Source organism: Caballeronia sp. LZ028, from assembly GCF_031451415.1.
GTDB classification, from domain to species: Bacteria; Pseudomonadota; Gammaproteobacteria; order Burkholderiales; family Burkholderiaceae; genus Caballeronia; species Caballeronia zhejiangensis.
The window spans coordinates 191,023-217,340 of record NZ_JARUXN010000001.1 but is presented as its reverse complement, the minus strand read 5'-3'; the positions used below and the strand labels follow the sequence as shown (position 1 = coordinate 217,340).

Annotated in this window: 23 protein-coding genes; 13 read left to right on the top strand and 10 right to left on the bottom strand. The window is 63.8% G+C overall.

Translation table 11 applies throughout. The features are described from left to right. Window positions 1-3: 3 nt before the first annotated feature. The 5 genes from gspG to gspD all read right to left on the bottom strand — a co-directional run bounded on the left by gspG (window position 4) and on the right by gspD (window position 6,133). Window positions 4-474 (bottom strand): type II secretion system major pseudopilin GspG, encoded by a 471-nt coding sequence (gspG, locus tag QCE58_RS01020; protein WP_008352390.1) that lies wholly within the window; start codon window positions 472-474, stop codon window positions 4-6. A gap of 152 nt (window positions 475-626) precedes the next feature. Beyond that, window positions 627-1,040 (bottom strand): general secretion pathway protein GspC, encoded by a 414-nt coding sequence (locus QCE58_RS01015; protein WP_175979674.1) that lies wholly within the window; start codon window positions 1,038-1,040, stop codon window positions 627-629. Beyond that, window positions 1,040-2,257, bottom strand: coding sequence for a type II secretion system inner membrane protein GspF (gene gspF, locus QCE58_RS01010; protein ID WP_008352392.1), 1,218 nt, complete (start codon window positions 2,255-2,257; stop codon window positions 1,040-1,042). Before gspF ends, QCE58_RS01015 begins: the two co-directional genes overlap by 1 nt. 4 nt (window positions 2,258-2,261) lie before the next feature. Beyond that, window positions 2,262-3,749, bottom strand: coding sequence for a type II secretion system ATPase GspE (gene gspE / locus QCE58_RS01005; RefSeq protein WP_008352395.1), 1,488 nt, complete (start codon window positions 3,747-3,749; stop codon window positions 2,262-2,264). Next, complete coding sequence (gene gspD / locus QCE58_RS01000; protein ID WP_008352397.1) at window positions 3,746-6,133, bottom strand: type II secretion system secretin GspD; 2,388 nt, start codon at window positions 6,131-6,133, stop codon at window positions 3,746-3,748. Before gspD ends, gspE begins: the two co-directional genes overlap by 4 nt. 603 nt (window positions 6,134-6,736) lie before the next feature. Here gspD and QCE58_RS00995 point away from each other — a divergent pair. Continuing rightward, entirely contained in the window at window positions 6,737-7,180 is a 444-nt protein-coding gene (locus QCE58_RS00995; RefSeq protein ID WP_033536472.1) for a lytic transglycosylase domain-containing protein, read from the top strand. Between the two features lie 139 nt (window positions 7,181-7,319). Next, entirely contained in the window at window positions 7,320-8,582 is a 1,263-nt protein-coding gene (locus QCE58_RS00990; protein WP_250520863.1) for a GTP-binding protein, read from the top strand. A gap of 80 nt (window positions 8,583-8,662) precedes the next feature. Here the strand turns inward: QCE58_RS00990 and QCE58_RS00985 are convergent, their stop codons facing one another. Then, entirely contained in the window at window positions 8,663-8,941 is a 279-nt protein-coding gene (locus QCE58_RS00985; protein ID WP_008352404.1) for an HU family DNA-binding protein, read from the bottom strand. Between the two features lie 298 nt (window positions 8,942-9,239). Between QCE58_RS00985 and QCE58_RS00980 the strand changes: the two genes are divergently transcribed. The 8 genes from QCE58_RS00980 to QCE58_RS00945 all read left to right on the top strand — a co-directional run bounded on the left by QCE58_RS00980 (window position 9,240) and on the right by QCE58_RS00945 (window position 19,373). Further along, window positions 9,240-10,274 (top strand): VTT domain-containing protein, encoded by a 1,035-nt coding sequence (locus QCE58_RS00980; RefSeq protein ID WP_008352407.1) that lies wholly within the window; start codon window positions 9,240-9,242, stop codon window positions 10,272-10,274. Between the two features lie 18 nt (window positions 10,275-10,292). Beyond that, window positions 10,293-12,104, top strand: coding sequence for a bifunctional tRNA (5-methylaminomethyl-2-thiouridine)(34)-methyltransferase MnmD/FAD-dependent 5-carboxymethylaminomethyl-2-thiouridine(34) oxidoreductase MnmC (gene mnmC, locus QCE58_RS00975; RefSeq protein WP_250481407.1), 1,812 nt, complete (start codon window positions 10,293-10,295; stop codon window positions 12,102-12,104). Window positions 12,105-12,907: 803 nt separating this feature from the next. After that, window positions 12,908-14,110: a cation:proton antiporter gene (locus tag QCE58_RS00970; RefSeq protein ID WP_008352411.1), complete on the top strand. Its 1,203-nt coding sequence runs from the start codon at window positions 12,908-12,910 to the stop codon at window positions 14,108-14,110. 40 nt (window positions 14,111-14,150) lie between these two features. Continuing rightward, window positions 14,151-15,263 carry a YbdK family carboxylate-amine ligase gene (locus QCE58_RS00965; RefSeq protein ID WP_008352412.1) on the top strand — a complete coding sequence of 371 codons (1,113 nt, stop codon included), beginning with the start codon at window positions 14,151-14,153 and terminating at the stop codon, window positions 15,261-15,263. Window positions 15,264-15,998: 735 nt separating this feature from the next. After that, the gene (locus QCE58_RS00960; RefSeq protein ID WP_008352413.1) at window positions 15,999-16,643 is read left to right on the top strand and encodes a MarR family winged helix-turn-helix transcriptional regulator; all 645 of its coding nucleotides are present in this window, start codon (window positions 15,999-16,001) and stop codon (window positions 16,641-16,643) included. A 153-nt stretch (window positions 16,644-16,796) separates the two neighbouring features. Further along, window positions 16,797-17,519: a glutamine amidotransferase gene (locus QCE58_RS00955; RefSeq protein ID WP_239294375.1), complete on the top strand. Its 723-nt coding sequence runs from the start codon at window positions 16,797-16,799 to the stop codon at window positions 17,517-17,519. Window positions 17,520-17,610: 91 nt separating this feature from the next. Then, window positions 17,611-18,723 carry an NADH:flavin oxidoreductase/NADH oxidase gene (locus QCE58_RS00950; protein ID WP_250481406.1) on the top strand — a complete coding sequence of 371 codons (1,113 nt, stop codon included), beginning with the start codon at window positions 17,611-17,613 and terminating at the stop codon, window positions 18,721-18,723. A 128-nt stretch (window positions 18,724-18,851) separates the two neighbouring features. Next, entirely contained in the window at window positions 18,852-19,373 is a 522-nt protein-coding gene (locus QCE58_RS00945) for an SET domain-containing protein (RefSeq protein ID WP_075583516.1), read from the top strand. Window positions 19,374-19,423: 50 nt separating this feature from the next. Here the strand turns inward: QCE58_RS00945 and QCE58_RS00940 are convergent, their stop codons facing one another. Then, window positions 19,424-20,878, bottom strand: coding sequence for a sensor histidine kinase (locus QCE58_RS00940; RefSeq protein WP_175979872.1), 1,455 nt, complete (start codon window positions 20,876-20,878; stop codon window positions 19,424-19,426). Between the two features lie 80 nt (window positions 20,879-20,958). Continuing rightward, window positions 20,959-21,645: a response regulator transcription factor gene (locus QCE58_RS00935; RefSeq protein ID WP_008352418.1), complete on the bottom strand. Its 687-nt coding sequence runs from the start codon at window positions 21,643-21,645 to the stop codon at window positions 20,959-20,961. 178 nt (window positions 21,646-21,823) lie between these two features. On the opposite strand from QCE58_RS00935, the gene QCE58_RS00930 reads away from it, so the two are divergent. After that, window positions 21,824-22,054 carry a DUF3717 domain-containing protein gene (locus tag QCE58_RS00930; RefSeq protein WP_008352420.1) on the top strand — a complete coding sequence of 77 codons (231 nt, stop codon included), beginning with the start codon at window positions 21,824-21,826 and terminating at the stop codon, window positions 22,052-22,054. Between the two features lie 249 nt (window positions 22,055-22,303). Continuing rightward, window positions 22,304-22,810: an Lrp/AsnC family transcriptional regulator gene (locus QCE58_RS00925; RefSeq protein ID WP_008352422.1), complete on the top strand. Its 507-nt coding sequence runs from the start codon at window positions 22,304-22,306 to the stop codon at window positions 22,808-22,810. Here the strand turns inward: QCE58_RS00925 and QCE58_RS00920 are convergent. Further along, window positions 22,765-23,298 carry a class IV adenylate cyclase gene (locus QCE58_RS00920; RefSeq protein ID WP_008352423.1) on the bottom strand — a complete coding sequence of 178 codons (534 nt, stop codon included), beginning with the start codon at window positions 23,296-23,298 and terminating at the stop codon, window positions 22,765-22,767. The two genes, QCE58_RS00925 and QCE58_RS00920, sit on opposite strands and share 46 nt — an antisense overlap. Window positions 23,299-23,404: 106 nt before the next feature. Continuing rightward, window positions 23,405-24,307: a LysR family transcriptional regulator gene (locus QCE58_RS00915; protein ID WP_008352425.1), complete on the bottom strand. Its 903-nt coding sequence runs from the start codon at window positions 24,305-24,307 to the stop codon at window positions 23,405-23,407. Window positions 24,308-24,438: 131 nt separating this feature from the next. On the opposite strand from QCE58_RS00915, the gene QCE58_RS00910 reads away from it, so the two are divergent. Further along, window positions 24,439-26,115 (top strand): GMC family oxidoreductase, encoded by a 1,677-nt coding sequence (locus QCE58_RS00910; RefSeq protein ID WP_250520862.1) that lies wholly within the window; start codon window positions 24,439-24,441, stop codon window positions 26,113-26,115. Window positions 26,116-26,318: the final 203 nt, after the last annotated feature.

Below are 26,318 nucleotides of genomic sequence, written 5' to 3'. Positions count from 1 at the left end.
GATTTACTGCCAGGAGCCGACGTCGGCATCGTTGCCTTCGCCGCCGGCCTTGTTGTCCGCGCCGTAGCTGAACACGTCGACTTCGCCGTGCACGCCCGGATTCAGATATTGATACTGGCCGCCCCACGGATCGGCCGGCAGGCGCTCGAGATAGCCGCCGTCTTTCCAGTTGTTCGGCACCGGCTCGGTCGTCGGCTTTTCGATCAGCGCGCGCAGGCCTTGCTCTTGCGTCGGATAACGGCCGTTATCGAGGCGATACAGCTTCATCGCCTGCATGATGGTGCCGATGTCCTGCTTCGCGGCGACGCGGCGCGCCTCGTCCGGGCGGCTCATGATCTTCGGCACGATCAGCGCGGCGAGAATGCCGAGAATCGCGATCACGACCATGATTTCGATCAGCGTGAAGCCGCGCTGGCGGCGTCCTTGCGCCTGAGCTTGTTGAATTCGCATGCGGCGTTGGGTCCACAATTGCATGACTGCTACCTCTTGAATTGAAAATATTGTTTCCGGGTCTTGCCCGGTGATTACAAAAATCGCGCGGCTTTCCGCCTTGCCGAAGCCGCCGGTCATTCTATCGATCCGCTTTCGTCGCGTGATTCGGCCGCAAGCGAGGCATCGCGTCGCGCTCAACGCACCCAGATCGTCGGGCCGGGCGGATTCTGCGGCAGGAAAATCTCCGACTTGACGCCGTTGCGCTCGATGATGATCGAGCGCGCGCGCACTTCCGAAAGCTTCACGCCTTGCGTGAGCGGACCGCCCAGCGACACGGCTTTCGCCGCCTCGCCGCCGTAGCTCACGATGGCCGCCGCGCCGCCCTGCAGCGCGAGAATGCCGAACAGATGCACGTCCGAATTGGCCTGACGCTCCAGCCGTCCGCCGAAAATGGTCGCAGCCTGCTCGACCGACGGCTGGCGCGTCGCCGCCGCGGCGGGCAGCGGCGCGGTTTGCCGCGAAGTCAGCGTGACGACCCAATACGTCACCGTCACGCAAAAGAGCGCGAGCGCGGCGAGCGTCAGTAAGCGAGTTTGAAGGGCGTTCATCACTGCACCAGATTATTCAGTTCGATGATCGGCAGCATCACCGCGAGCACGATCACGAGCACGACGCCGCCCATCGCAAGGATAAGCAGCGGTTCGAGCAGGCTCGTGAGGAACATCGTGCGGCGTTCGAGTTCGCGCGCTTCGCCTTCGGAAGCGCGGTCGAGCATCGTGGTGACGTCGCCGGTCGCTTCGCCCGAGCGGATCAGGTGAACCAGCACCGGCGGAAACGTCTTCGTGTTGCCGAGCGCGCGCGACAGCGACGAGCCTTCGCGCACGCGCACGATGGCGTCGTCGACGTTCTCGCGCATCGCCGTGTTGCTGAGCGTTTCGCCCGCGGCCTGCAGCGCGCGCAGGATCGGCACGCCGGCGGCGGTGAGGATCGCGAGCGTGCTGGCGAAGCGCACGGTGTTGTAGCCGCGCACCAGCTTGCCGATGAGCGGCGCGCCCAGCAGCCAGCGGTCGAACGACATGCGCGGCCCGGGCCGCGCGAGAATCGTCTTCACGAGCCACGCGAAAATCACGACGCCGATCAGCACCGCCCACCAGTAACTTCGGACGAAGGCGGAGAGCGCCATCATCATGACGGTCAGGAAGGGCAGCGCCTGCTTCGTGCTCGCGAACACGTTCACGACCTGCGGCACGACGTAACTCAGCAGGAACGTGACGATGCCGAACGCAATGATCGTCACGATGCCCGGATACGTGAACGCCAGAATGATCTTCTGCTTCAGCGCATTACGCTGTTCGATGTAGTCCGCGAGACGCGACAGCACGAGGCCGAGCTTGCCGGTATGCTCGCCCGCCGCGACGAGCGCGCGGTAAATCTCCGGAAAGTCCTTCGGATGCTGCGCGAGCGCGTTGGCGAACGAATGGCCGCCGAGCACTTCGGCGCGGATCGCGGCCATCAGTTCGCGGATGTAATCGCGCTCGGATTGCTCGGTCAGCACCGCGAGCGTCTCGCCGAGCGGCAAGCCCGCGATCAGAAGACTCGCGAGCTGACGCGTGAGAATCGCCTGTTCACGCTGCGACAGCCGCCGCCCGAGCGACAGGCGCTGCTGGCGCTCGCCGCGCGTGCGCGAGCCCGCCGCCTCGACGACGAGCGGTGTCAGCCCTTGCGTGCGCAACTGGCTGCGCGCGGCGCGGGCGCTGTCGGCGTCGAGCACGCCTTTTTGCGTCTTGCCCGCGTGATCGATCGCCTCGAAACGGAATGCCGGCATCTGCTTATTCTCCGCCCGTCACGCGCAACACTTCTTCCAGCGACGTCACGCCGGCCGCGAGCCAGCGATCGCCGTCCTCGCGCAGCGTGCGCATGCCTTGCTTGCGGCCCGCTTCGAGAATCTCGGCATCGGCCGCATTGCGATGGATGAGCGGGCGGATCGCGTCGTCGATCAGCAGCAGCTCATAGACACCGCGACGGCCGACGTAACCCGACTGGCCGCATCGGTCGCAGCCGACCGGATGGTAATGCTTCGTGCCGTCTTCCTCGACGCGCTCTTCCTTGCACACCGGACAGAGCTGGCGCACGAGCCGCTGCGCCAGAACGCCGAGCAGCGACGACGCGAGCAGATACGGCTCCACGCCCATGTCGGTGAGACGCGTGACGGCGGAAGCGGCATCGTTCGTGTGCAAAGTGGCGAGCACGAGGTGGCCGGTGAGCGAAGCCTGCACCGCGATCTGCGCGGTCTCGAGATCGCGGATTTCACCGATCATGATGATGTCCGGATCCTGACGCAGAATCGACCGCAACGCGCGCGCGAACGTCATGCCGATGCGTTCGTTCACCTGCGTCTGGCCGATGCCCGACAGGTCGTATTCGATCGGATCTTCCACCGTCATGATGTTGGTGGTCGTCGTCTCGAGGCGCGACATCGACGCGTACAGCGTGGTCGTCTTGCCGGAGCCGGTCGGGCCGGTCACGAGCACGATGCCGTGCGGGCGGCCGATCAGCTTGTCGAACTGGACGAGCGTGTCGCGCGCCATGCCGAGCGTTTCGAGATTCAGGCGTTGCGCGTCCTTTTCCAGGAGACGCAGCACCGCGCGCTCGCCGTGGCCGGTCGGCAGCGTGGACACGCGCACATCGACCGGACGGCCGCCGACACGCAACGTGATGCGCCCGTCCTGCGGCAAACGTTTTTCGGCGATATCGAGCTGCGCCATGATCTTGATACGCGAGATCAGCGCGCCGTGCAGCGCCTTCTTCGGCCGCACGACGTCGCGCAGCGTGCCGTCGACGCGAAAGCGCACGACCGACGCGTTCTCGAACGGCTCGATGTGAATATCCGATGCCTGTTCGCGCGCCGCCTGCGTGAGCAGCGCGTTGATCATGCGGATGATCGGCGCGTCGTCTTCCGATTCCAGCAAGTCTTCGACTTCCGGAATGTCCTGCATCAGGCGCGACAGATCGACTTCGCCTTCCACTTCGCCGACGACCTGCGCGGCGCTGCCGTCGTTGCGCGCGTAGGCCGAGTTGATTGCCGCGGCGAGCTCGTCGGCGGGCTTGCGGATGATCGACAGCGCGCCGAAATTACGCGCGACTTCCGCGAGCGCCGCGTCGGTCGTGCGCTCGCTTATCCAGACTTCGATGCTGTCCGCGTGCTGATGCGCGAGCAGAATCTGCCCGCTGCGCGCGAAGCCGTAAGGCACGAGCCGGGCCGCCAGCGGCGACGCCGCGGTGCTCGCGCTCTCGACTGCATCGTTGACCGTGCTCACGGATGGACTCCCGTTGCGGCATTGCCCGGCATGGCGTTGGTCGCGCCATTGGCCGGAATCGCGTTCGTCGCGCCGTTCGACGGCGCCGGATACGTGCTTTGCGGCGGCAGCGTCGATTGCGGCGCGGTCTGCGTCGGTTGCGGCGCGGGGCCGGCATCCGGATTCTGTGGCAGCGTCGTGCTCGGGCCGGGACCGCGCGTCGTATCGCTCCAGTCCAGCAGATTTTGGGCCGGCGGTCCACCGCCTTCGGAAGGACCGAGCGGTTTCGGCGGCATGACCGGCACGTTCTGATCCTTGATGATGCGGTTATCCGTCGTCGAGCCGTATTGCTGCTGACGCAGATAGTCGTAACGCGTGTTGGCGATCTGCGTGGCCGTCGCCTGGTCGCGCACGATCACCGGACGCAGGAACACCATCAGGTTGGTCTTCGTGCGCGTCTTGCCTTCGCTGCGGAACAGGCTGCCGATGAACGGAATGTCGCCGAGCAGCGGAATCTTGCTGTTGTTGTTGTTGTACTGATCCTGCATCAAACCGCCGAGCACGACGATTTCGCCGTCGTCCGCGAGAATCGTCGACTGCACCGAGCGCGTGTTGATCGTCACGCCGCCCGGATCGTTCTTCGTCGTGGAATCGACGCTCGAATCTTCCTGATAGATCTGCATCTTGAGCACGCCGCCGTCGGTGATCTGCGGCTTGACGTGCAGGGTCACGCCGACGTCGCGGCGGTCGAACGTGTTGAACGCCGTGACCGACGTGGCGGCGTTGGCGGTCGGCGTCGCGTACGAACCCGTCACGACCGGCACGTTCTGGCCGACGACGATCTTCGCTTCCTCGTTGTCGAGCGTGATGAGGTTAGGCGTCGAGAGGATGTTCGCATCCGCCGATGTCGACAGCGCCTGCAAGAGTCCGCCGAGACCGAAGAGATTGCCGAAGCGGTGCAAAAGGCCGATGTTCAAGCCTTGCGCGAGCAGGCCGGACGTCGACGTGAGCGACGACGGATTCTGCGCGATCGCGTTGCCCTGCAAGGTCAGATCGACGATGTTCGTATTGCCGGCGCCGAAGCTCGAGCTGCCGTAGAGCGCGTTGTTGCCGCTGTTGGAAAGCAGCGCGCCCTGCCACTGAATGCCGAGATTCGAACCGCTCGTCGCGGAAAGTTCGACAATCAGCGCTTCGATGTACACCTGCGCGCGACGCGCGTCGAGCTGGTCGATCACGGTGCGCAGGTTCCGATAAACCGGATCCGCCGCGGTGATGATCAGCGAATTCGTCGCGGCATCGGCCTGGATCATGCCGCCGCCCTGGTCGTTGCCGGAATCGTTGTCCTTATTCGACGAGAAACTCGAGTCCTTGTTGCCGGTGCCGCCCGACATCGGATTGCTGCCGCTGCCCGAACTGCCGCTGAGTCCGCCCGGCAGCGGCGGCGTGCCGGACGTTCCGGTGGACATCGACGAATTGCCGAGACCGCCGCCGCTCTGACCGAACGTGTTCGAGCTGGTGTTCGACGTGTTGTCCGAGCTGTTGTTGCCCTTGCCGAGCATGCCTCGCAGCGTCTTGGCGAGACGCGTCGCGTCGGCGTTGCGCAGCGCCACGACGTGCATGTTGCCGGGCTGGGTCGTGGGCGCGTCGAGCTTCTGCGCCAGTTGCTTCGCCGCGGCGAGGCGCGAGCTGCTCGATGCGCGGAACATCAGCGAGTTGGTGCGGGCATCGGGCGTGACGGTGACTTTCAGCGTCGCGTCCGTGCTGCCGATCGCGCCGGGATCGAGCAGCTTGTTCATCTGCTCGGCGACGTCGATCGCATTCGCGTTCTTCAGCGTGACGATGTCGACGGAGCGGCCCGCCGCTGTATCGACGCCCGCGATGATGCCCGCGATGCGGCGCACGTTGTCCGCGTAATCGGTGACGACGAGCGTGTTGTTCGCCGGATACGCCGCGATCGTGTTGTTCGGCGAGATCAGCGGACGCAGCACCGGCAGAAGGTTGTTCGCCGATTCGTTGTGCAACTGAAAGACCTGCGTGATCACCTGATCGCCGCGCGCCGCCGGCGCATTGCCGACATACGTGGGCACGCCCTGCAGCTTGGCGTCGGCTTCGGGCACGACCTTCAGGACGCCGTGATCCTGCACGAGCGCGAAGCCCTGCATGCGCAGCGACGACTGGAGCGTCTTCAGCGCTTGGTCCTCGGGAACCGAATTCTCCGAAACCAGATTGAGTTGCCCCTTGACGCGGGGATCGACGATGATCGTTTTGCCGGTAGCGGCGCCGATCGCTTTCGCGACCTGGTCGATATCCGCATTGACGAAATTCAACGTCACCTGCGCGTGCGCGGCTTGGGCGACGATAAGTCCCGCCGCCAGCATTGCCGTCGCCAGACGACGCAGTGCCATAGGTTGTCTTCTCATGGGTTTGATGTCAGAGCCGGGTCTTCGGAGCCGGCTGAGGCAGCCCCGCTCGTCAGCCGAGAGCGCCGCCAACCGCGGTGTGGAACGGGCGGGCCCGACCCCTCGCGGTTATTTTAAAAAATATGACGATAGCAGCTTTGTGTAACGGAATTGTGCCAATTCGTTCCGGATCACGTTGCCCTAGGCTGCCACGTGCGATACAAAATCCAGCGCTCTCAAGCTTTCGAATAACTTGCCGATAGACCGTATCTGAACGATTCCGAGACTCGGCCGATGTACGCGGGAGCCGAATTGTACAACGTCCAGAAGTCTTATTATTCAGACATTTAGAACAAGTCCGATCAATAAGCCGGTGCGCCTCGCGCGCATGCGGGTTTCGGAGCGCGAAACGGGCGTATGTCTGATAGCCAACTTTTGGGCGGATTCGTCAGCCGGTATGATACGGTCGGTTCCGCATTCCGGGCGGTTACAGAAAGGGTGGGTTTTCCCCATGCACGCCCGGCCGCGGACGTTGATTTGTTGGCGTTGGCGCCAAGGCGCCGCAACGGCGGCATGACGTTCCGCGTGCGCGGATGGAGCAGAAGGAAGATGAAGAGAATATTGCGATCACTGGCGATATGCGGGCCGCTCATGGCGGCCGCGGCCGCGCACGCAGACTGCTTCGACGAAGCGGCGAAGTATCAGAAGGTCAATCCGCTCATCCTGCGCGCGATCGCGTGGCAGGAATCGCACAACAAGCCCGACGCCATCAACAAGAACGCCAATGGTTCGACCGATTACGGGCTGATGCAGATCAACTCGATCCATCTCAACACGCTCGCCCAGTACGGCATCTCGAGCGGCACGCTGATGGAGCCGTGCAAGAGCGTCTATGTGGCCGCGTGGCATCTGCGTCAGAAGATGAACAAGTATGGCAATTCGTGGCAGGCGGTCGGTGCTTACCATTCCGAAACACCTGCGCTGCGCGACAAGTACTCGGCGCAGATCATCGAGATCCTGCGTCGCTGGAAGCTGCTTCAGGCTACGCGCTGACCTTCGCCCGCGCTTTTCCGCATGTGCGCCGCGCACGGCGTGCATTTGATGCAAAATCCCCTATTCGATCGCCCGCGCCGCCCGACCGGCAGCGCGGGTTCGCGCTCGTGCGCTCCGTTCCCTGTCACGCTCCATTGCGATGAATCAGATGCCATTGCCCATTACCGTGCTATCGGGATTCACCGGCGCGGGTAAGACCACGCTCGTCGATGCCTTGCTCGCGAACGCCGCAGGCGTGCGCATCGGCGCCGTGACGTGCAGCAAAGCCGCTTCCGGCGCCGATCGCGAAACCACCGAACTGCCCAACGGCTGCCTGCTTCTGACACTCGGCAGCCGGTCGATGCAAGCGCTCGAAAGCGCGATCAGCTGGATCGCGGAGCAGCAGCGCTTCGATGCGATCGTCGTCGAAACGTCGGGCATCGCCGAGCCGATGACCATCGCCGAGCATCTCGCGTTCGGCGACGACGACGACGCGACGCTCGCGGGCCACGCGCATCTCGACACATTCGTCACCGTGATCGATGCCGCGAGTTTCCTGCGCGATTACGCGTCCGCGGATTCGCTCGCCGAGCGCGGTCTGTCGCCGGAAAGCCATGACGACGAAGACGATCGGACGGTCGTCGAGACGCTCATCGAACAGATCGAATTCTGCGATGTCATCGTCATCAACAAGATCGATCTCGCCAGCGCGGATGAAATCGAAAAGGTCGCGCGCATCCTGCATGGTCTCAATCCGCGCGCGCTCCAGGTCCGGGCGCAATCGGGCGACGTTCCCATCGGCGACGTGCTGAACACCGGCCGTTTCGATTTCGATGCGACCGCGAGCGCGCCCGGCTGGCTCGCGATCCTGAACGGCGAACATCCGTCGGCCGACGAACCCGATGCGTTCGGCGTGGGCCATTTCGTGTATCGCGCGCGCCGGCCGTTTCATCCCGAGCGTCTGTGGAATCTGTTGCATCAGGAATGGCCCGACGTGCTGCGCGCGAAGGGCTTCTTCTGGCTCGCGACGCGAAGCGATGTAGGCGGCTCGCTGTCGCAAGCGGGCGGAACGGTCCGGCATGGACCGGCGGGACTATGGTGGGCCGCGCAGGATCGCAGCGAATGGCCGACTGACGATCCCGAGCTCGAAGCCGAAATCGTCGCGGAATGGTATGGCGATCCGGATGACAACAGCATCGGCGATCGCCGGCAGGAGCTGGTACTGATCGGATTGAATCTCGATCCTGCCGTCTGGCAAGACCGCTTCGACGCATGTCTGCTCACCGACGACGAATGGGCGCGCGGTCCCGACGCCTGGCGAAGCTTCGCCGATCCGTTCCCCGCGTGGGAAGTCGAGGACCACGATCATGAGCGCGACCACGACCACGGTCCCGACTGCGATTGCGACGATCATCGGCATTGATGCCGGACGAAAAAAAACCCGCCGAAGGGCGGGTCATGTACATCTGGCTACTTCGAGTAGCCGCACAATCGGCAAGATGCTTACCGCTTGTTCACTGCGTCCTTGAATGCCTTGCCAGCCGTAAACTTGACCGTCTTCGCGGCCGGAATCTTGATGGACTCGCCGGTCTTCGGATTGCGGCCGGTGCGCGCTGCGCGCTTTCCCGAGCCGAAGCTGCCGAAGCCGATCAACTGCACTGCGTCACCTTTCGAGACAGCCTTCTTGATCACTTCGAGCAACGTGTCCAGCGTTTCGCCGGTTTGAGCCTTGCTGGCGCCGGTCTGCGCGGCTACGGCGTCGATCAGTTCCTGTTTGTTCATTAAGGTTCCTTTATCAGTTTAGGTTGACACGAACAGCGCGAACGCGCCGATTATACGTGCGCAAACCGTGCAGTCGAGTAGGGACGGCCTTCTGGCGTGCCTCCCCGACGATTCGGCGTTCTTGCGCGGCATCTCACCGGCATTGCTTCACTTCGTCGCCTTCGCGCCGCCTCTATACGCGGCGCTTGGTATGATAGCGCAGCGCAAACCCAATCAGGATAAGGGTTTCAAAGATTTACCCTTATATTTTTGAGGCTCCCGGCCGCTTTTTTGGGCGTAGAACACCAGGGCGCGAACCATGCTACGCGAGCTGATCATCGAATACGGCCTGCCGTTGGTTTTTGCCAACGTTCTGCTCGAGTGCCTCGGCTTGCCGCTCCCAGCCTTGCCCACATTGGTTTTGACGGGAGCGATCGCGGTCTCCGCGAGCTTCGCTTCGGCGTCGGGTTCGGGGCTTGCAACGAGCTTTCCATCGGCGGTGTGGGAGGCGCTCGCGGCCATCGTGGCCACGGCCAGCATCGCGGCGCTCATCGGCGATGCGCTCTGGTTCTGGCTCGGGCGCCGCTACGGCAGCCGCGTGCTCGCCTTCATGTGCAAGCTTTCGATCTCGCGCGATACCTGCGTGAACCGCAGCCTCGACTTCTTCGGCCGCTTCGGCGTACGCATTCTCGCGGTCTCGAAGTTCATCCCCGGCTTGTCGACGTTGGCTATTCCCGTCGCGGGCGCGACCGGTATCGGCATCGGCAGCTTCCTTCTCTATGACGCGCTCGGCGCGCTCTTGTGGTCCGGCATCGGCGTCGCGTTCGGCGCGATGTTCGCCGATCTCGTCGATAGCGTGCTCGCCTGGCTCGACCTGTTCGGACGCGGCGTGATCGCGATCGCGGTCATCGCGCTCGCGCTTTATCTCGCCGTGCGCTGGTGGCAGCGCGTGTCGCTGTTGCGCAGGCTGCGCATGGCGCGCATCGATATAGCAATGCTCCGCACGCTGCTAGAAGGCGAGCCGCCGCCGCTCGTCATCGACGTGCGCCGACGCGAACGTCGCGCGATGGATCCGTTCGCGATTCCCGGCGCGCTGCTCTTGCACGACGACGCCGCATCGCAACTCGCCGGCATATCGCGCGATCGCAAGCTCGTGACCTACTGCGATTGCCCGAGCGAAGTATCGGCCGCGCTCGCCGCCAAAGAGCTGACGGCGCACGGCTTCACCGATGTCGCGCCGCTGCTCGGCGGCCTCGAAGCATGGCGCGCGGCGGGCTACGCGCTCGAACCGCTGATGATCGAAGACGCCGCGAACGGCATGGCGCCGGCCATCGCCAAGTCATCTTCGGCTTGATGTTTCCCAATCTTTCGCATGACCGAATCCCTGCTTTTCGCGCCGCACGATCTGCCCGTGCGCTGGCGGCATGAACGCATCTTCACTTTCGTCGATACGACGTTCAGCGCCTTCCTTCCGCTCTGGCAACGCTGGCGCGACGACGAAGCGCATTGCGAGCGGCTGCATGTCGTCGCTATCGCGCAGCCGAATGCGCTGAACGAACCGCCTTCGGCCGACGATCCATCGCCGCTCGCCGCCGAACTCGCGCGCGCCTGGCCGGTGCGCGTGCCGGGCGTGCATCGCCTCGAGTTCGATGATGGGCGCGTCGTGCTGACGCTCGCCATCGGCGATGCCGTCCACGAGATGCTCGCGAAACTCTGGCTGCGCGCCGACGCGTTTCATCTCGATGCGCCGGACGATCCGCGCAAGCTGTGCAAGACGCTCGCGCGCTTTGCCGGCGACGGCGCGACGGTTTGCGCGAACGCCTCTCCGGCGCATCGTCCGACGTTGCGGCGCGCGCTGGCATCGTCGGGTTTCGACTGCTCGCCCGACGCAACGGATGCGCCGCTCGTTGCGCGCTTCGCACCGCGCTGGCGTGTGCGTCGTCATGAACCGCCGCTGCGTTGCGACGCGAGCGCGCGCGAAGCCATCGTCATCGGCGCGGGGCTCGCGGGCTGCGCGGTGAGTTCGCGGCTCGCCGCGCGCGGCTGGCACATCACGCTGATCGATCGTCATGCGGTCTCCGCGCGCGATGCATCGGGCAATCCGGCGGGCGTGTTTCATCCGATCGTCTGGCGCGACGACAGCGTCGCCGCACGCCTCACGCGCGCGGCATTTCTCTACGCGTTACGCCGATGGCGCGCGCTGGAAGACGCGAATCACGAGTTGCATCGCAGCGGCGCGGGTCTGCTTCAGATCGCCGATACGGCCGACGACGCCGATGCGCTCGCCGCCACCATCGCGCGATTCGCGTATCCATCCGACTACGTGCAGGCTATGACGCGCGCGGATGCATCGCGCATCGCGGGCGTCGATGTCGCGCGCGGCGGCTGGTTCTTTCCACGCGGCGGTGCGATCTCGCCCGCGGCCGTGTGCGCGGCGCAAATCGATGACGCTTCGGCGCGGATCACGGCGCGCATGAATACCGAAGTGACGCGCATCGAACACGATGGCCGCATCTGGCGCGCGTTCGACGCGAGCGGCGGTGAGATCGCGAGCGCGCCGGTCATCGTGCTTGCGAACGCGCACGATGCGGCGCGGCTCGCTGGCCTGTACCGCGAACCGACGCGCAGCGTGCGCGGCCAACTCACCGTGCTCGATAGCTGCGCGCTCGATCCTCTGCGCATGCCGGTGATCGGCGAAGGCTACGCGGTGCCGCTCGGCGCGGGCGGCACGCTCGTCGGCGCGACGTATGACATCGACGATCCCGATCGCGCGATCCGCGAGGCCGGACATCGGGAGAACATCGGGCGCGTGGCGGGCATGTTGCCGGACCTCGCGCTGATGCCGGGCACAGTACGCGCGGGTCGCGTCGCGTTTCGCTGCGTGACGAGCGACCGCATGCCGATGATCGGCCAGCTCGCCGACGAACACGCCGCGCGCCGCGATGCGCGTGAACTGTCGGGCGCGTGGCCGCTCGATCTGCCGCGCATCCCGGGTCTCTATGGCGCGTTTGCGTTCGGCTCGCGCGGACTCGTCTGGGCGACGCTCGCGGCCGAGCTGATCGCTTCGCTCGTCGAAGGTGAACCCTGGCCCATCGAGCGCGAACTGGCCGAAGCCATCGATCCAGCCCGCTTTTTGCTAAAGGCGTTGAGGCACGGCGAGATATCCCCGGCAAGTTGTGGATAAGCCGTCGAATTGCGTGTGAAAGTCGTGTGAACGCGTTGTGCACGTAAACGGGACAACTGAGGCGTCCGGTTTACGCGGCCAAAAGTTGTTCCGCGTTCACCGCGCGGCGCCAACATGTTTACGGCCCGCTTCTGCTTTCTCCAAATGATTGAATGAAAAGACAAAACCCATGTTATCCACAGAAAAGGCGTTGCTTTGTTAACCACTACTACGTTTATATACAGTAAACCTGTAAACACCTGACGGCGAGTTCATCGGCCGGCCGTAAACGTGGAAGTCCGATCGACGGGCAAGCCGGTAGCCGGTCAGGTTTGCCATTCGCGTTCGAGCCTGGCAGTCGCTTTTACTTCATAAGAATCATGAGCTTGGACTTTCTGCCGGGCGACGCGAGGTATGGCACAATCGCGCTTCTTCCTGCGTTGCGCCCTCTCCAAGATGGCGTCCGCTTCAATGGAACGATGGTTGCGAGCCAAGAATCTGATCAACGAAGCCGCAACCGTCGTTTGCTGCGTTCGGCCCGGCATCCGAGCGGGCGCCGCATGCGCCACTCATGTCACACGGATCGGAGATGTCCGGTGCGACATTGAGGGCATGCAAGGCGTCTCGTGGTCAGCCGGACGCGTCGTCTAATTCGTGCACGGTTCCGCCGTGACGCCGTGTTCGTTCGCATTTCGATTCGCCTGAATGAACCAACGCTCGCGTAGCCGGGCGGATGCGCCTCGTCCGCGAGCGCGCGCCGCCGATGCGAGTCACGCAACGGAACGTGCACGCTCTGCTGCAGCACCGAAGGAGAATCCCATACGATGAATTCGGCATTTTCATTTTTGCCCGCCTGGCCGCTCGAACCCGACGCGATTCTCTGGGCCGGCCTCGCGCTCGTCACGGCGGGCCTCGCCGGCGAGTTGCTGTGGCGCGCGTGGCGCTTGCCGCGCATCACCGGTTTCGCGGTGATCGGGCTGATTGCCGGCAACGCGGGCCTCGGCGTCATCGACGCGAGCGCGGGCGGACTGTCGCGGCCGCTGCTCGATGTCGCGCTCGGGCTCTTGCTCTTCGAACTGGGCGGACGGCTCGACTTGCGCTGGATTCGCCGCAATCCGTATCTGATTCTGTCGAGCATCGCCGAATCGACGCTCACGTTCGGCCTCGTGCTGATCGCGCTGACGCTCCTCAACGTGCCGACGATGCCTTCGGTCGTGATCGCATCCATCGCGATGGCCACGTCGCCCGCGATGGTCATCCAGTTGAAGACCGAATTGCGCGCGGAAGGCCAGGTCACGCAGCGCCTCCTGACGCTGACGGCGCTGAACAGCATGTACGCGGTGGTCGTCGAGAAGCTCGCGGCCGGCGTGCTGCATCAGGAAATCTACGGCAATGCGTTTGCGACGATCCTGCAGCCGCTTTATCTGCTGATCGGTTCGCTCGTGCTCGCGTTCCTGCTCGCGCGCGCGTGCAACATGCTCGTGCGGCGCCTGCCCGCGAACGACGAGCATTCGTTCGTCGCGCTCTTCGGGCTCGTGCTGCTGGCGATCGCGATCGCGCACATCTTCAAGCTGTCGACGATTCTCGCGCTGCTCGCCGCGGGCATCATCGTGAAGAACGCCGATGAACGCCCGCAACTGTGGCCGTCGCATTTCGGTTCCGCCGGATGGCTGCTCACCGTGATCCTGTTCGCGCTGACGCTGACATCGTTTCACTGGCGCGACATCGCGCTCGGCGGCGTTGCGGCGGTCGGGCTGATCGTTGCGCGTTTCGTCGGCAAGCTGGTCGGCGTGCTGATTTTCGCGAAACCGAGCGGCCTCAACTGGAAGCAGGGCGCAGCGCTCGGCGTCGCGCTCACGCCGATGTCCGCGCTCGCGTATCTGCTCGTCGACGACATGTACGTGCTCTATCCGGACTACGACCCGACGCTGCGCGCGATCGTCATGTGCTCGATCGTCGTGTTGCAGATCGTCTCGCCTTTCGTCGTGTACCGTAGCCTGTCGGCGGTGGGCGAGCGGCGCGAGTAAGCGCCCGTACTCTTCAAGCATTGTTCATTCAAGAGGCGCCATGGCACTCGAACCTTTCATCAACTCCGAACCGTTCACGTTCGGCGTCGAGCTGGAGATCCAGGTCGTCAACACGCATGACTACGATCTGACGCGCGCCGCGTCGGACCTCATGCGTCTCATCAAGGACGAAAAGATTCCGGGCAACATCACGCCCGAAATAACCGAAAGCATGATCGAGCTGTCGACCGGCATCTGCACGACGCACGAGCAGGCCGTGACCGATCTGCGCAAGATCCGCGACGTGCTCGTCGCCGCGGCGGACCAGCTGAACGTCGGGCTTGCGGGCGGCGGCACGCATGCGTTCCAGCAATGGAGCGATCGCCAGATCTATGACGCGCCGCGCTTTCAGTACATTTCCGAGCTGTACGGATACCTTGCCAAACAGTTCACGGTGTTCGGGCAGCACGTACATATCGGCTGTCCCGATCCGAACAGCGCGCTCTTCCTGCTGCATGCGATGTCGCGCTACATCCCGCATTTCATCGCGCTTTCGGCGTCGTCGCCTTACATTCAGGGCGTCGATACGGGCTTTCACTCGGCGCGTCTGAACTCGGTATTCGCTTTTCCGCTGTCGGGACGCGCGCCCTTCGTGCTGACCTGGGACGGCTTCGAGGAATATTTCTCGAAGATGGTCAACACGGGCGTCGTCAATAGCATGAAGGACTTCTACTGGGACATCCGGCCGAAGCCCGGCTTCGGCACGATCGAAGTGCGCGTGATGGACACGCCGCTGTCCGTCGACCGTGCCGCGGCGATCGCCTGCTACATCCAGACGCTCTCGCGCTATCTGCTGCTGGACAAGCCGCTGACGCCGCGGGAGGACGACTATCTGGTCTACACGTTCAACCGTTTCGAGGCGTGCCGCTTCGGGCTGGAAGGCACCTGCATCCATCCGCAGACGGGCGAGCGGCAGACCATCGGCGAGGACATTCTGGCAACGCTCGACGTGCTCGCGCCGCACGCCGAAGCGCTCGGCTCGCAGGCCGCGCTCGCGGAAGTCGCGGACATCGCGCGCGGCGTGAACGACGCGACGTGGCTGCGCGGCGTGGTCGACAAGGAGAAGTCGCTGCACGAGGCAGTCAGACAGCAATGTCTGCAATGGCGTCGATAACGCAGCGCTTACGCTTACGCTGATGCAATTCAGCGAATCATGACGAAAGGCCGCTTCGAACTATTCCGAAGCGGCCTTTGTTTTTGAGCCGAATGAAACATGTGCTTGACGAGCAACGGGAATAACGCGCTCACGGCAACGTTTGAAAAAGAACCGATTCGACGTCGCTAAGGTTTACTTCGAAGAATCCGTATACATCCGTAATAGTAGTTAACAAGGCCGGTGCGTCGCTGTGGAAAACGTCAAAAAGAGGTTCAGAGTCAACGTGCTAGCGCGATGATAACCATGTGGATCATGCGCTCGTCGCGATACGAAATTCTGGACAACCGAAGGGCGTGCGACGCGCCGGCAGTGTTATCAAGAATACGTCCACAAACAAAGAAGACGTTTTTCCACGGGTTATCCACAGTTCTGCGTGGATAATTAAGGTGTACGTTTGTTCTAGGTCGCTTAGAATGGCGACTTTGCTGGCGTAGCGTTATAGTCGGCAGGAAAACAGCGCCACGAGCAGGACCATAAGAAGGCGCAAAACGAAGAGGGTTGCAATGTCCCCAATCAGGCACCGCTAATTGGCTTGGCACGCCTGAATTTTGAGACGGCGGGGACCGAGAACGAAGTGCAGTTCGCAAGGGGTTCGGAGTACTCTTCTGCGGACGGCGTTTCGGACGAGGTGTTCGCGGCGGTCGGCGCGAACGTGCCGTCAAAACACATAAGCGGAACAACAAGCGAAAGACTATGAGTGAAGGCGTTTACGGAGAGCAGGCGACGGGGCGGGTGACCCACGGCCTGCTGAGGCTGAGCACCGCGATGCGCAGCCAGGCATGGGAATGGGCGGAAGGCGCGGGGCTGACGCCGACCCAGGGTGAAATTCTCGTTCTGCTGATGCAGCGCAAGGGGCCGATGCGCCTCGGCGAGATCGCGCGTGAAACGGCGTTGACCGCCGCCACGACGAGCGATGCGGTGAGCACGCTCGAAGGCAAGGGTCTCGTCGAAAAGCGCCGCGCGCTCGACGATGGCCGCGCGCTCGCGGTTCGTCTGACCGCGCGTGGCCGCACGGCCGCGAAGAAGGCGCTGCAATGGCCGGACTTCCTCGCGAAGGCGGTCGGCACGCTGCGCGAGGACGAGCAGGTTGCGTTCTACCGCACGCTGCTCAAGACCATCCGTCAGCTCGAATCGCAACAGCAGATTCCGGCGCACCGCATGTGTCTGTCCTGCTCGCACTTCGAAGCGAGCAAGAATCCCAAGAAGACGCCGCATCACTGCTCGCTTCTTCAGATCGACATGGCGGACACCGATCTGCGTCTCGACTGTTCGGTATACGAAGAAGCCGACGTCGCCACGCAGAAGAAAAGCTGGAAGGTCTTCGCCCAGGTCGCCTGATCCGGGCGGACGGCGTACAAGCCATTCGGCGTCATCCGGCGCTGTGGGGCCGCGGCGAGTCGGTTAGACTGTGCCCGTCGCGCCTCACCGCGAGGCGCGGCTCGTCACAACTTCGTTCCGGGCCACACGCGCTCGACCTACGGAAAGCCGCCGATGAAACATGAAGTCCTGGCGATTCGCCACGTCTATTTCGAAGATCTGGGCAGCCTCGAACTCGTGCTCGGCGACCGCGGCCTGCCGGTGCGCTATCTGGACGTCGGGCGCGGGCGCATCGATGCGCCCAATCCGCTCGATCCTTCCTTGCTCGTCGTTCTCGGCGGTCCGATCGGGGCTTTTGAAGACGCACACTATCCGCATCTCGCGCCGCTGCTTTCGATGCTCGAAAAGCGCATCGCGGCGGGCTTGCCGACCATCGGCATCTGTCTCGGCTCGCAACTGATCGCGCGTGCGCTCGGCGCGCGGGTGTATCCGTCGGGGAAGCTGGAGCTCGGCTGGTCGCCGCTCACGCTGACCGACGCGGGACGCGCGTCCGCGCTGCGGCATCTCGAAGCCGAAGGCGCGTCCGTGCCCGTCTTTCACTGGCACGGCGATACCTTCGATCTCCCCAAAGACGCGACTCTGCTCGCATCGACAGATATGTGCGCGCATCAGGCGTTCACCTGGGGCGAGCACGTGCTCGCGCTTCAGTGTCATCCGGAAGTGCTCGTCGAGCGCTTCGAGAGCTGGCTCGTCGCCTATCCGGGCGATGTCGCGAAAAGCGGCACGACGGTCGCCGCGTTGCGCGAGGAAACCGCGCGTCACGGCGCGAAGCTCGAACGCGCCGCCCGCGCGATGTTCGGCGAGTGGCTCGATCGCTTCACCGTGGATGCGCGCTGAACGTGTGATGGTATGAGCCATCGGCGTTTCTGCGTGTCGTGAAGGGCGGTGCTATTCTCGATCGCTTCATTTCCATCGACGAGTCACCGCCATGAGCGCGTTGTTCACACCCACGACCCTACGCGGTCTCGAACTTCCGAACCGCATCTTCGTATCGCCGATGTGCCAGTACTCCGCCGAGCGCGGCGAGGCCACGGCATGGCACATGATCCATCTCGGCCAGCTCGCGTTGTCGGGCGCGGGCATGCTGTTCATCGAGGCGACGGCCGTCGAGCCGGACGGACGCATCACGGCGGGCGATCTCGGTCTCTGGGACGATGTCACCGAAGCCGCGCTGCGTCCCGTGCTCGCCGCCATCCGCCAGTATTCGAAGATCGCGGTGACGATGCAGTTGTCTCACGCGGGCCGCAAGGCATCGAGCCGCAAGCCGTGGGAAGGGGGAGCGCTGGTTTCCGTCGCCGATGGCGGGTGGATGACCTACGCGCCGTCGTCCGTTCCGCATAAGCCCGAAGAAACGCCGCCGCTCGCGCTCGACGCCGCCGGTCTCCTCCGCGTGAAGGAAGCGTTCGTCGCGTCGGCGAAGCGGGCTGCGCGGCTCGGCATCGACGGCATCGAAGTGCATTGCGCGCATGGTTATCTGCTGCATCAGTTTCTGTCGCCGATCGCCAATCAGCGCACCGACGAATACGGCGGCTCGCTCGAAAACCGCATGCGCTATCCGCTCGAAATCTTCGATGCCGTGCGCGCCGCGTTCCCGGCCGACAAACCCGTCGGCGTGCGCGTTTCGGCGACCGACTGGGTCGAAGGCGGTTGGAGCATCGAAGACACGATCGCGTTCGCAGCGGAGTTGAAGAAGCGCGGCGTCGACTGGGTCGATGTATCGTCGGGCGGCGTTTCGCCGTTGCAGAAGATTCCGTTGTCGTCGGGCTATCAGGTGCCGTTCGCGCAGGCCGTGAAGGAGGCGACGGGCGTGAACACTGTCGCCGTCGGACTGATTACGGAGGCGAAGGAAGCAGAAGAAATCGTGGCGAGCGGCAAGGCGGACTACGTCGCGATGGCGCGCGCGATGCTCTACGATCCGCGCTGGCCGTGGCACGCCGCCGCCGAGCTCGGCGCGACCGTCACGGCGCCGCAGCAGTACTGGCGCTCGCAGCCGCGCGACCAGAAGAACCTCTTTGGCGAGATCACAATCGGCCAGCGCTGAAACGTTGCGCGCATCGCCCGGACGGTTGAGCAGACGCGCGCCGGGAGTGTAGGATACCGGTGTGTTGGACGCGAGCGTTCAACGAGCGAACGCGGCGGCATCGAAGCCACCGCGTTTTTTTTGTCCCGATGTTCATCCCCGATCGCGCGGGAGCGAAGCGTTATTTAAGGATTCGTTCGATGAGTTCACGCAGGGTCACCGTTCGCCGCTCCGGCGTGCACGGTAAAGGCGTGTTTGCCGTGAAGCCGATCGCCGCCGGCGAGAAGGTGATGGAGTACAAGGGCGAGCGCATTTCGTGGAAGGAAGCGCTGCGCCGCCATCCGCACAATCCCGACGAGCCGAATCACACGTTCTACTTCGCACTCGACGATGGCCGCGTGATCGACGGCAAGATCGAAGGCAACAGCGCGAAGTACATCAATCATTCGTGCGCGCCGAATTGCGAGGCCGAGGAAGTCGAAGGGCGCGTGTTCATCCACGCGCTGCGCGACATCGAGGCGGATGAAGAGCTGAATTACGACTACGGTCTCGTCATCGACGGCCGCATCACCAAGAAGCTCAAGAAAGAATACGAATGCCGATGCGGCGCGAAGAAATGCCGCGGCACGATGCTCGCGCTGAAAGAAGAGAAGGCGAAAAAGAAAAAGTAAGCCGCGCTTAAGACCGGACAGAGCCACGGACCGAAACCCGTGGCTCTTTTTTATTCCGCCGCCGGTTTGTCTTCCTTCAGCGGCATGCGCACGATGAAGCGCGCGCCGCCTTCGGGCGCATCTTCGTAATGCACGGTGCCGCCGTGCAGCACCATGATGTCGTGAACGATCGCGAGTCCGAGGCCCGCGCCGCCTTCGACGTTTTGCCCGTCGCCGCGGAAAAAGCGCTTGAAGAGATCGCCTTGCTGATCCGGCGGCACGCCTGGTCCGTTGTCTTCCACGACGACTTCGCCGAAGCGCCGGCCGTTCGCGTCGCTCCATTCCGTGACCGACATCGTGATGCGCGCGCCTTCGATGCGAAACGGCGGAATGTACTTGAGCGCGTTGTCGATCAGATTCGCGAGCACCTCACGCGCGAGCACGACATTGCCGCGCACGATCAGCGGATGTTCGTTCTCGGGATCGTCGAGGCGCTGAAAACCGAGATCGACGTGTGCGGCGAGGGCGCGCGGCACCCATTCCGCGCCGGTTTCGAACGCGAGCGCGGCCAGATCGAAATCGGAAAAGCGCGCCGCCTGTTCGCCCGGCTCGGCGCGCGCGAGCGAAAGCAATTGATTCGACAGCCGCACCGCCCGGTCCGCCGATGCGCGCAACTCCTTCACCGCTTCGACGGCCTTCGCGGGATCGCGCGAACTGAGCGCCTGCTCGGCGTGCAGCTTGACCGCCGTCAGCGGCGTGCGCAGTTGATGCGCGGCGTCGGCGATGAACTTGCGTTGCGCATCGAGCGCGCTTTGCAGGCGCACGAGCAGGCCGTTCATCGCGCTCGTGAGCGGGCGGATTTCGCTCGGCACGTAAGTCTCGTCGACAGGTTCGAGCGAGATGTGCGTCTGCTGATTGAGCGCGTCGGCGAGATCGGTGAGCGGGTTCAACTGCTGATTCACGACCCGCCACACGATCACCCATCCGGCGAGCAGCAGCAACAGCAGTGGCATCATGATCGCGATGAGAAATTCGACCGCGATCCGATATCGCGAACCCACGCGTTGCGCCACTTCGACGACGATCGGATTGCCCGTCGGCTGCGGCACGCGCACTTGCGCCGCGCGCACGGAGACGCCCTCGAAGTGCGTCTCGAAGACGTACGCGTAGTGAATGCGCCGCACGTTGGTGCCGGTGAGCGGCAGATCGGGTTCCCCGGCGATTTCCTCATCGCCCGTGCTGATGCGGTAGATGAGTTGCTCGACGGGATCCGAGAACATCGCCTGCGCGAGCGGCGGCACGGTGACGGGCGCATCGACGCCGGCGAGCTGGATCTGCTTGGAGATGGCCGTCGCGAGATCCGCGAGCGAGCGGTCGACGACGTGCTGCGTGTATTGCCACGCGAGCCAGTAGGCCATGAGGCCGGACATCAGCGCGAGCAGGGACAGCGGCGCGGCGAGGCGGCGCAGGAGCGTGCGCCGCAGACTCGGCGGCGCCGGCGTCTCGGCGGCTTTCGACCGCGCCAGATCGAGCCAGTCTTCGCGGGCGAAACGCTGGTCGCCCGCGCGGCGAGTGGGAAATCGCAAGGCGTTTTACGGCAGAAGCGTTACGCCGCTTGCCGGATCTCCTGAAGCAGATAGCCGAAGCCGCGCACCGTCACGATTTCCACGCGCGTGTTCTCGAGTTTCTTGCGCACGCGATGCACATACACTTCGATGGCCGTATCGCCGAGATCGCCGCCGAAGTGCGTCAGATGATCCTGCAACTGCGCCTTGCTCACGACGCGGCCGTGACGCAGCAACAGCATTTCGAGCACGGCGAATTCGCGCGGCGAGAGTTCGAGCGGACGCTCGTCGTTGAAGATGCGGCGATCGACGCCCGACAGGCGCAAGCCGCCGAGCGACACTTCGGGGCGTGGCACGTCGCCGTGCGGGCCGCTGCGTCGCATCACCGCGCGGATACGCGCTTCGAGTTCCTGCGGCTCGAACGGCTTCAGCATGTAGTCGTCGGCGCCGCTGTTCAGGCCTTGCACGCGGTCGTGCAGTTCATCGCGCGCGGTGAGGATGATCACCGGCGTGTGACGATTGCCCTGGCGGAAACGCGAAAGCAGCGTCATGCCGTCGATGCCGGGCAGGCCGAGATCGAGAATGACGAGCTCGTGGCGGTTCTGCGCGAGCGCCTGTTCGGCGAAGATGCCGTCGTGCACCATGTCGACCGTGAAGCCGGATTGTTCGAGGCTGCTTTGAATGCCGCGCGCGATGGGGCGGTCGTCTTCGATCAGAAGGATTCGCATGGAGTCGCTCAAGTACAATGGGTTGAGCTCTAGCGGGCGGGGCGGTCGGCGGCATGGTCACATGCGCGGCGTGCGGCGCGGGCTCGAGCCGGTTCAAAACTCACATCTCATGCGGCGTGCGCGACCTGTTTTTCTGAAGCCGCGAGCGGCCGTACACCGAATGTATTTCTGCCCGGACATGGCTGTCATCCCGATCCACGAACTCGAAGCCGCGATCAACTACTGGCGCGGCCGCTCCCCGTCGAGCGGCGACGAACTCAGCCTCTGCAAGGAAGCGAGCGCGCTGTCCAGGCCCTATGCGCTGCTGATTGTACAGCGTCAATCCGGGCTGCCGCCCGAGCAACTGGACGACGAGGCTCGCGCCGCCTGGGAAGCTTACGAGCGCTTCAGGAATGGTAGTCGAGACTGAAAGGTAACTGACGATCGAGCTTTCTATTTGCTGTTCGAAGGCTTGCGTTTATCCCGAATTCGCGTCTTTCCGTATGAAATCCGGCCTTTCGCGGTGTCATGGTTGGTAACATGCGCGTTACCTTGTTTGCCGCTGCAAGGAATTCGTAAAACACGCGCGAAACGGCCCCTTTGCGCAAAGGGTTTGTGAGGGCACCCGCTGCCATGCGATAAAGTCGCATTCATCACGGCTACCGCGCATATCCGCCTCATGCTCGAACTCGATCATTTCGACCTCGCCCTGCTCGACGTGCTTCAACGCTTCGGGCGCGCGACGCATCAGCAACTGGGCGAGCAGGTGCCGCTTTCGCCGTCGCAGATCGGGCGGCGCCTGCAGCGCCTCGAAGCGACGGGCGTGATCGAAGGATATCGGGTGGTGTTGCGGCCCGAAAAGCTCGGCCTGGGCGTGACGGCGTTCACGAGTTTGAAGCTGAAGCATCACGGCGATTCGATCATCGAGCAGTTTCAGCAGCAAATCGAAATGCTGCCCGAAGTGCTCGAATGTCACGCGACCGTCGGCGATGCGGATTACCTGCTGCGCATCGTCGCGCCCGATTTGAACGCGCTTTCAGGCTTCGTCATGAAGAAGCTGATGCGCGTACCGGGCGTCGACAGCGTGCGCTCGAACATCGTGCTGACGACGTTCAAGCGCAACGGTCCGCTGCCGCTTTCTCATCTCGCCGACGACGACGCCTCGGGACTGAGCAAATCGACGTAAGCGAGCGGCACGAGATCGGTCTGCGCCACGCCGAGACGCGCGAACATCGCGTGAGCTTCTTCTTCGCCGCCGGCTTCGTCGTCGTCCTGGCCGAGCACCACTTCCAGCTCGATGAAATCGCCGAGACCGTCCACGCGGTCCAGATGAATGCGCGTGCGCCCGACGAGAAACACATGCCGTTCCTTCGAGACAATGCCGCGCGTCGTCAGCGCCTGCGCGAGCAGCGCGTGCATCGCCTCGGGATTCGTCACCGGGCTGCGCGTGTAATACGAGACTTTCGGGCCGTCGCGGTCGTCGCGCTGATAAAAGATCAGCTCGGATGGCGTGCCGTCGTCGAACTGGCGCAGCTTGAGGCGTCCGGTGGGCACGTCGTAGAAGAAGTCTTGCTGGCGGAAAACCAGCGGCGCGTCGGGGGCGAGCGCGGCCGCGCGTTCGCGCAGTGCGTCGAACTGATGCGCGCGCGCCTTGATTTCGATGTTGCGTGCCATGAAGACTCCTCGAACACGGTTGGATGTAAAAAAGCGAGCGCCCAGCCTAGCAGACGATCGATGAAGCGCGCTTGAAAGTCCTTGCCCGCGAAGTCGGGATTTGCCCTCAGACGGACCATTGCGCGTCGATCAACCGCAGCGCCGCCGCGATCGCCGGTTCATCGCGACGTTCCGCGAGCGCGACGAAGGACAACTGCGTCGGCACCGTGACGCCTTCGACGATCGTCAGCGCGTGTGCGTGCGCCTGCGCCAGCGCGATCGAATCGCGCGCGAGCGACAGACCGACGCCCGATTTCACGAGATCGAGCATCGACGGCTCCTGATCCACTTCCGCGACGACGAGCGGCATCGCGCCCGCCTCGCGGAAGAGGCGCGACAACAGCCGGTTATGCGCGGATTCCTGCGGCGTCCAGATCCACGGCAGCTTGGCGAGCGCGGCCCAGTTGCGCTTGCCCTTGTTGACGCGGTTGTGCCAGCCCGCCGGCGCAAGCACGCGATACAGAAATGGCGTCAGCCTGACGACGTGAAAGCGCTCGCCGTCGCGCGTGCCGTCGACGGCCGGATCGCCGATGTAATAGCCGACGTCCAGATCACGCGCCCTCACGCGCTCCAGCACCCAGCCCGACATGCCGTGCCGCAATGACGTCTCGATGCGCGGATGCGTCTCCACGAGCTGGCGCAAAAATCCGCCGAGCCGCAGAAACTCGGGATCGAGAATCGTGCCGATGCGCAGCGTGCCGCTCACTTCGTGACGCAGCGCAGCAGCGGCGCGCTGCACGTCGGCGGCGGCTGCGAGCGCGCGTTCGGCGTGCGGCAGGAGCGCTTCGCCATCGCGCGTCAGCAAAAGTCCGTGCGACGTCCGCGAAAACAGGACGACGCCCAGCATCTCCTGCAGATTCTTGATCTGCAGGCTGACGGCCGGCTGCGTCAGATGCAGTTGCGCCGCCGCGCGCGTGAGGTTGCCTTCGCGTGCAACGGTGATGAAGGCGCGCAGAAGAATGTAGTCCATCGGCTGATATTAAAGCTTCTTATATCCCAGTTGAACATATCTGATTGGATTCGCAAGCGCATCCCGCAGTACGCTCGGTTGATCTGCAAGCCAAAGACGCCGCACAAGACGGCGCGCCACGGAGACAAGCGATGAAACAGAACGCGCGCAAGCTGGAAGGTGAATTCGACTACATCGTGGTCGGCGCGGGCACGGCGGGTTGCGTGCTCGCGAATCGCCTAACCGAAGATCCCGACGTGAACGTGCTGCTGCTCGAAGCGGGCGGCAAGGACGACTATCACTGGATTCATATTCCGGTCGGCTATCTGTATTGCATCGGCAATCCGCGCACGGACTGGCTTTACAAGACGCAGGCGGAACCGGGCCTGAACGGACGCGCGCTGTCGTATCCGCGCGGGCGCGTGCTCGGTGGATGCTCGTCGATCAACGGCATGATCTACATGCGCGGCCAGCGCGAGGACTACGACGACTGGGCGCATGTCAGCGGCGATCCGAACTGGTCGTGGGATTCCGTGCTGCCCATCTTCAAGCGCAGCGAGGATCATCACGGCGGCGGCAACCAATGGCACGGCGCGGGCGGGGAATGGCGCGTCGAGAAGCAGCGTCTGAAGTGGAAGATTCTCGAAACCTTCGCGAAGGCCGCGCAGCAGAGCGGCATTCCCGCGACCGATGACTTCAATCGCGGCGACAACACGGGCGTCGGTTATTTCGAAGTGAATCAGCGCGGCGGCATTCGCTGGAATGCGGCGAAGGCCTTTCTCCGTGAAGCGATGAAGCGTCCGAACCTCACGACGATCACCGGCGCGCACACGCAACGCCTCGTGTTCGAAGGCGCGCGCTGCGTCGGCGTGGAGTATCGCGGCGGCGATGTCGATTACATCGCGCGCGCGCGATGCGAAGTGATTCTCAGCGCGGGCGCGGTGAATTCGCCGCAGATTCTCGAACTCTCGGGCATCGGCAATGGCGCGCGTCTGCAGCGTCTCGGCATCGATGTCGTGAAGAGTCTGCGCGGCGTCGGCGAAAATCTGCAGGACCACTTGCAATTGCGCATGGCGTACAAGGTCAACGGCGTGCGCACGTTGAACACGTTGTCCGCGCATTGGTGGGGCAAGCTTTTCATCGGCATGCAATACGCGCTGTTGCGTAGCGGCCCGATGTCGATGGCGCCATCGCAGCTCGGCGCGTTCGCGAAGTCCAATCCCGACGATGCATCGATCAAGCGCCCCGACGTGCAGTATCACGTTCAGCCCTTGTCGCTCGAACGCTTCGGCGAACCGCTGCACGCGTTCAATGCGTTCACGGCATCCGTGTGCAATCTGCGGCCGACATCGCGCGGCAGCGTGCATATCGAATCGCCCGATGCCCATGCGGCGCCGCTGATCGCGCCGAATTATCTGTCGACGGACCGCGACCGCGAAGTCGCCGCGAATGCGTTGCGCCTCACGCGGCGCATCGCCGGCGCGCCCGCGCTGGCGCGTTATGCGCCGGAAGAGATCTTGCCCGGCAATCAGTTTCAGACGCAGGAAGAACTCGTCGAAGCGGCGGGCAAGGTCGGCACGACGATCTTTCATCCGGTCGGCACATGCCGCATGGGCACGGACAACGATCCGGGGGCGGTCGTCGACAGCCGCCTGTGCGTGATCGGCGTGCGCGGCCTGCGCGTCGTCGATGCATCGGTGATGCCGACGATCACATCGGGCAATACGAATTCGCCGACGCTGATGATCGCCGAGCGCGCGAGCGACATGATCCGCGAAGACCGGCGCAGCGTCGAAGCGCAGGAAGTGATCGCGACGGCGCTCGCGTGACGCGATGAATGACGTATGCATGACGCGCGCATGACGCTCGATCAGTCATCGCTTATTTGCGCCCTGCATAAGCATTCCCCATGCCCCCATAACGTGCATGCGGCGGGACTCCAAGCAAATCGTTAGTAAGTGCAAATCCCAATGATTGCGCTGCATCATTGGCGCGACAATGGCCCCGGAATTAGTGATGCTCGGCATGCCAC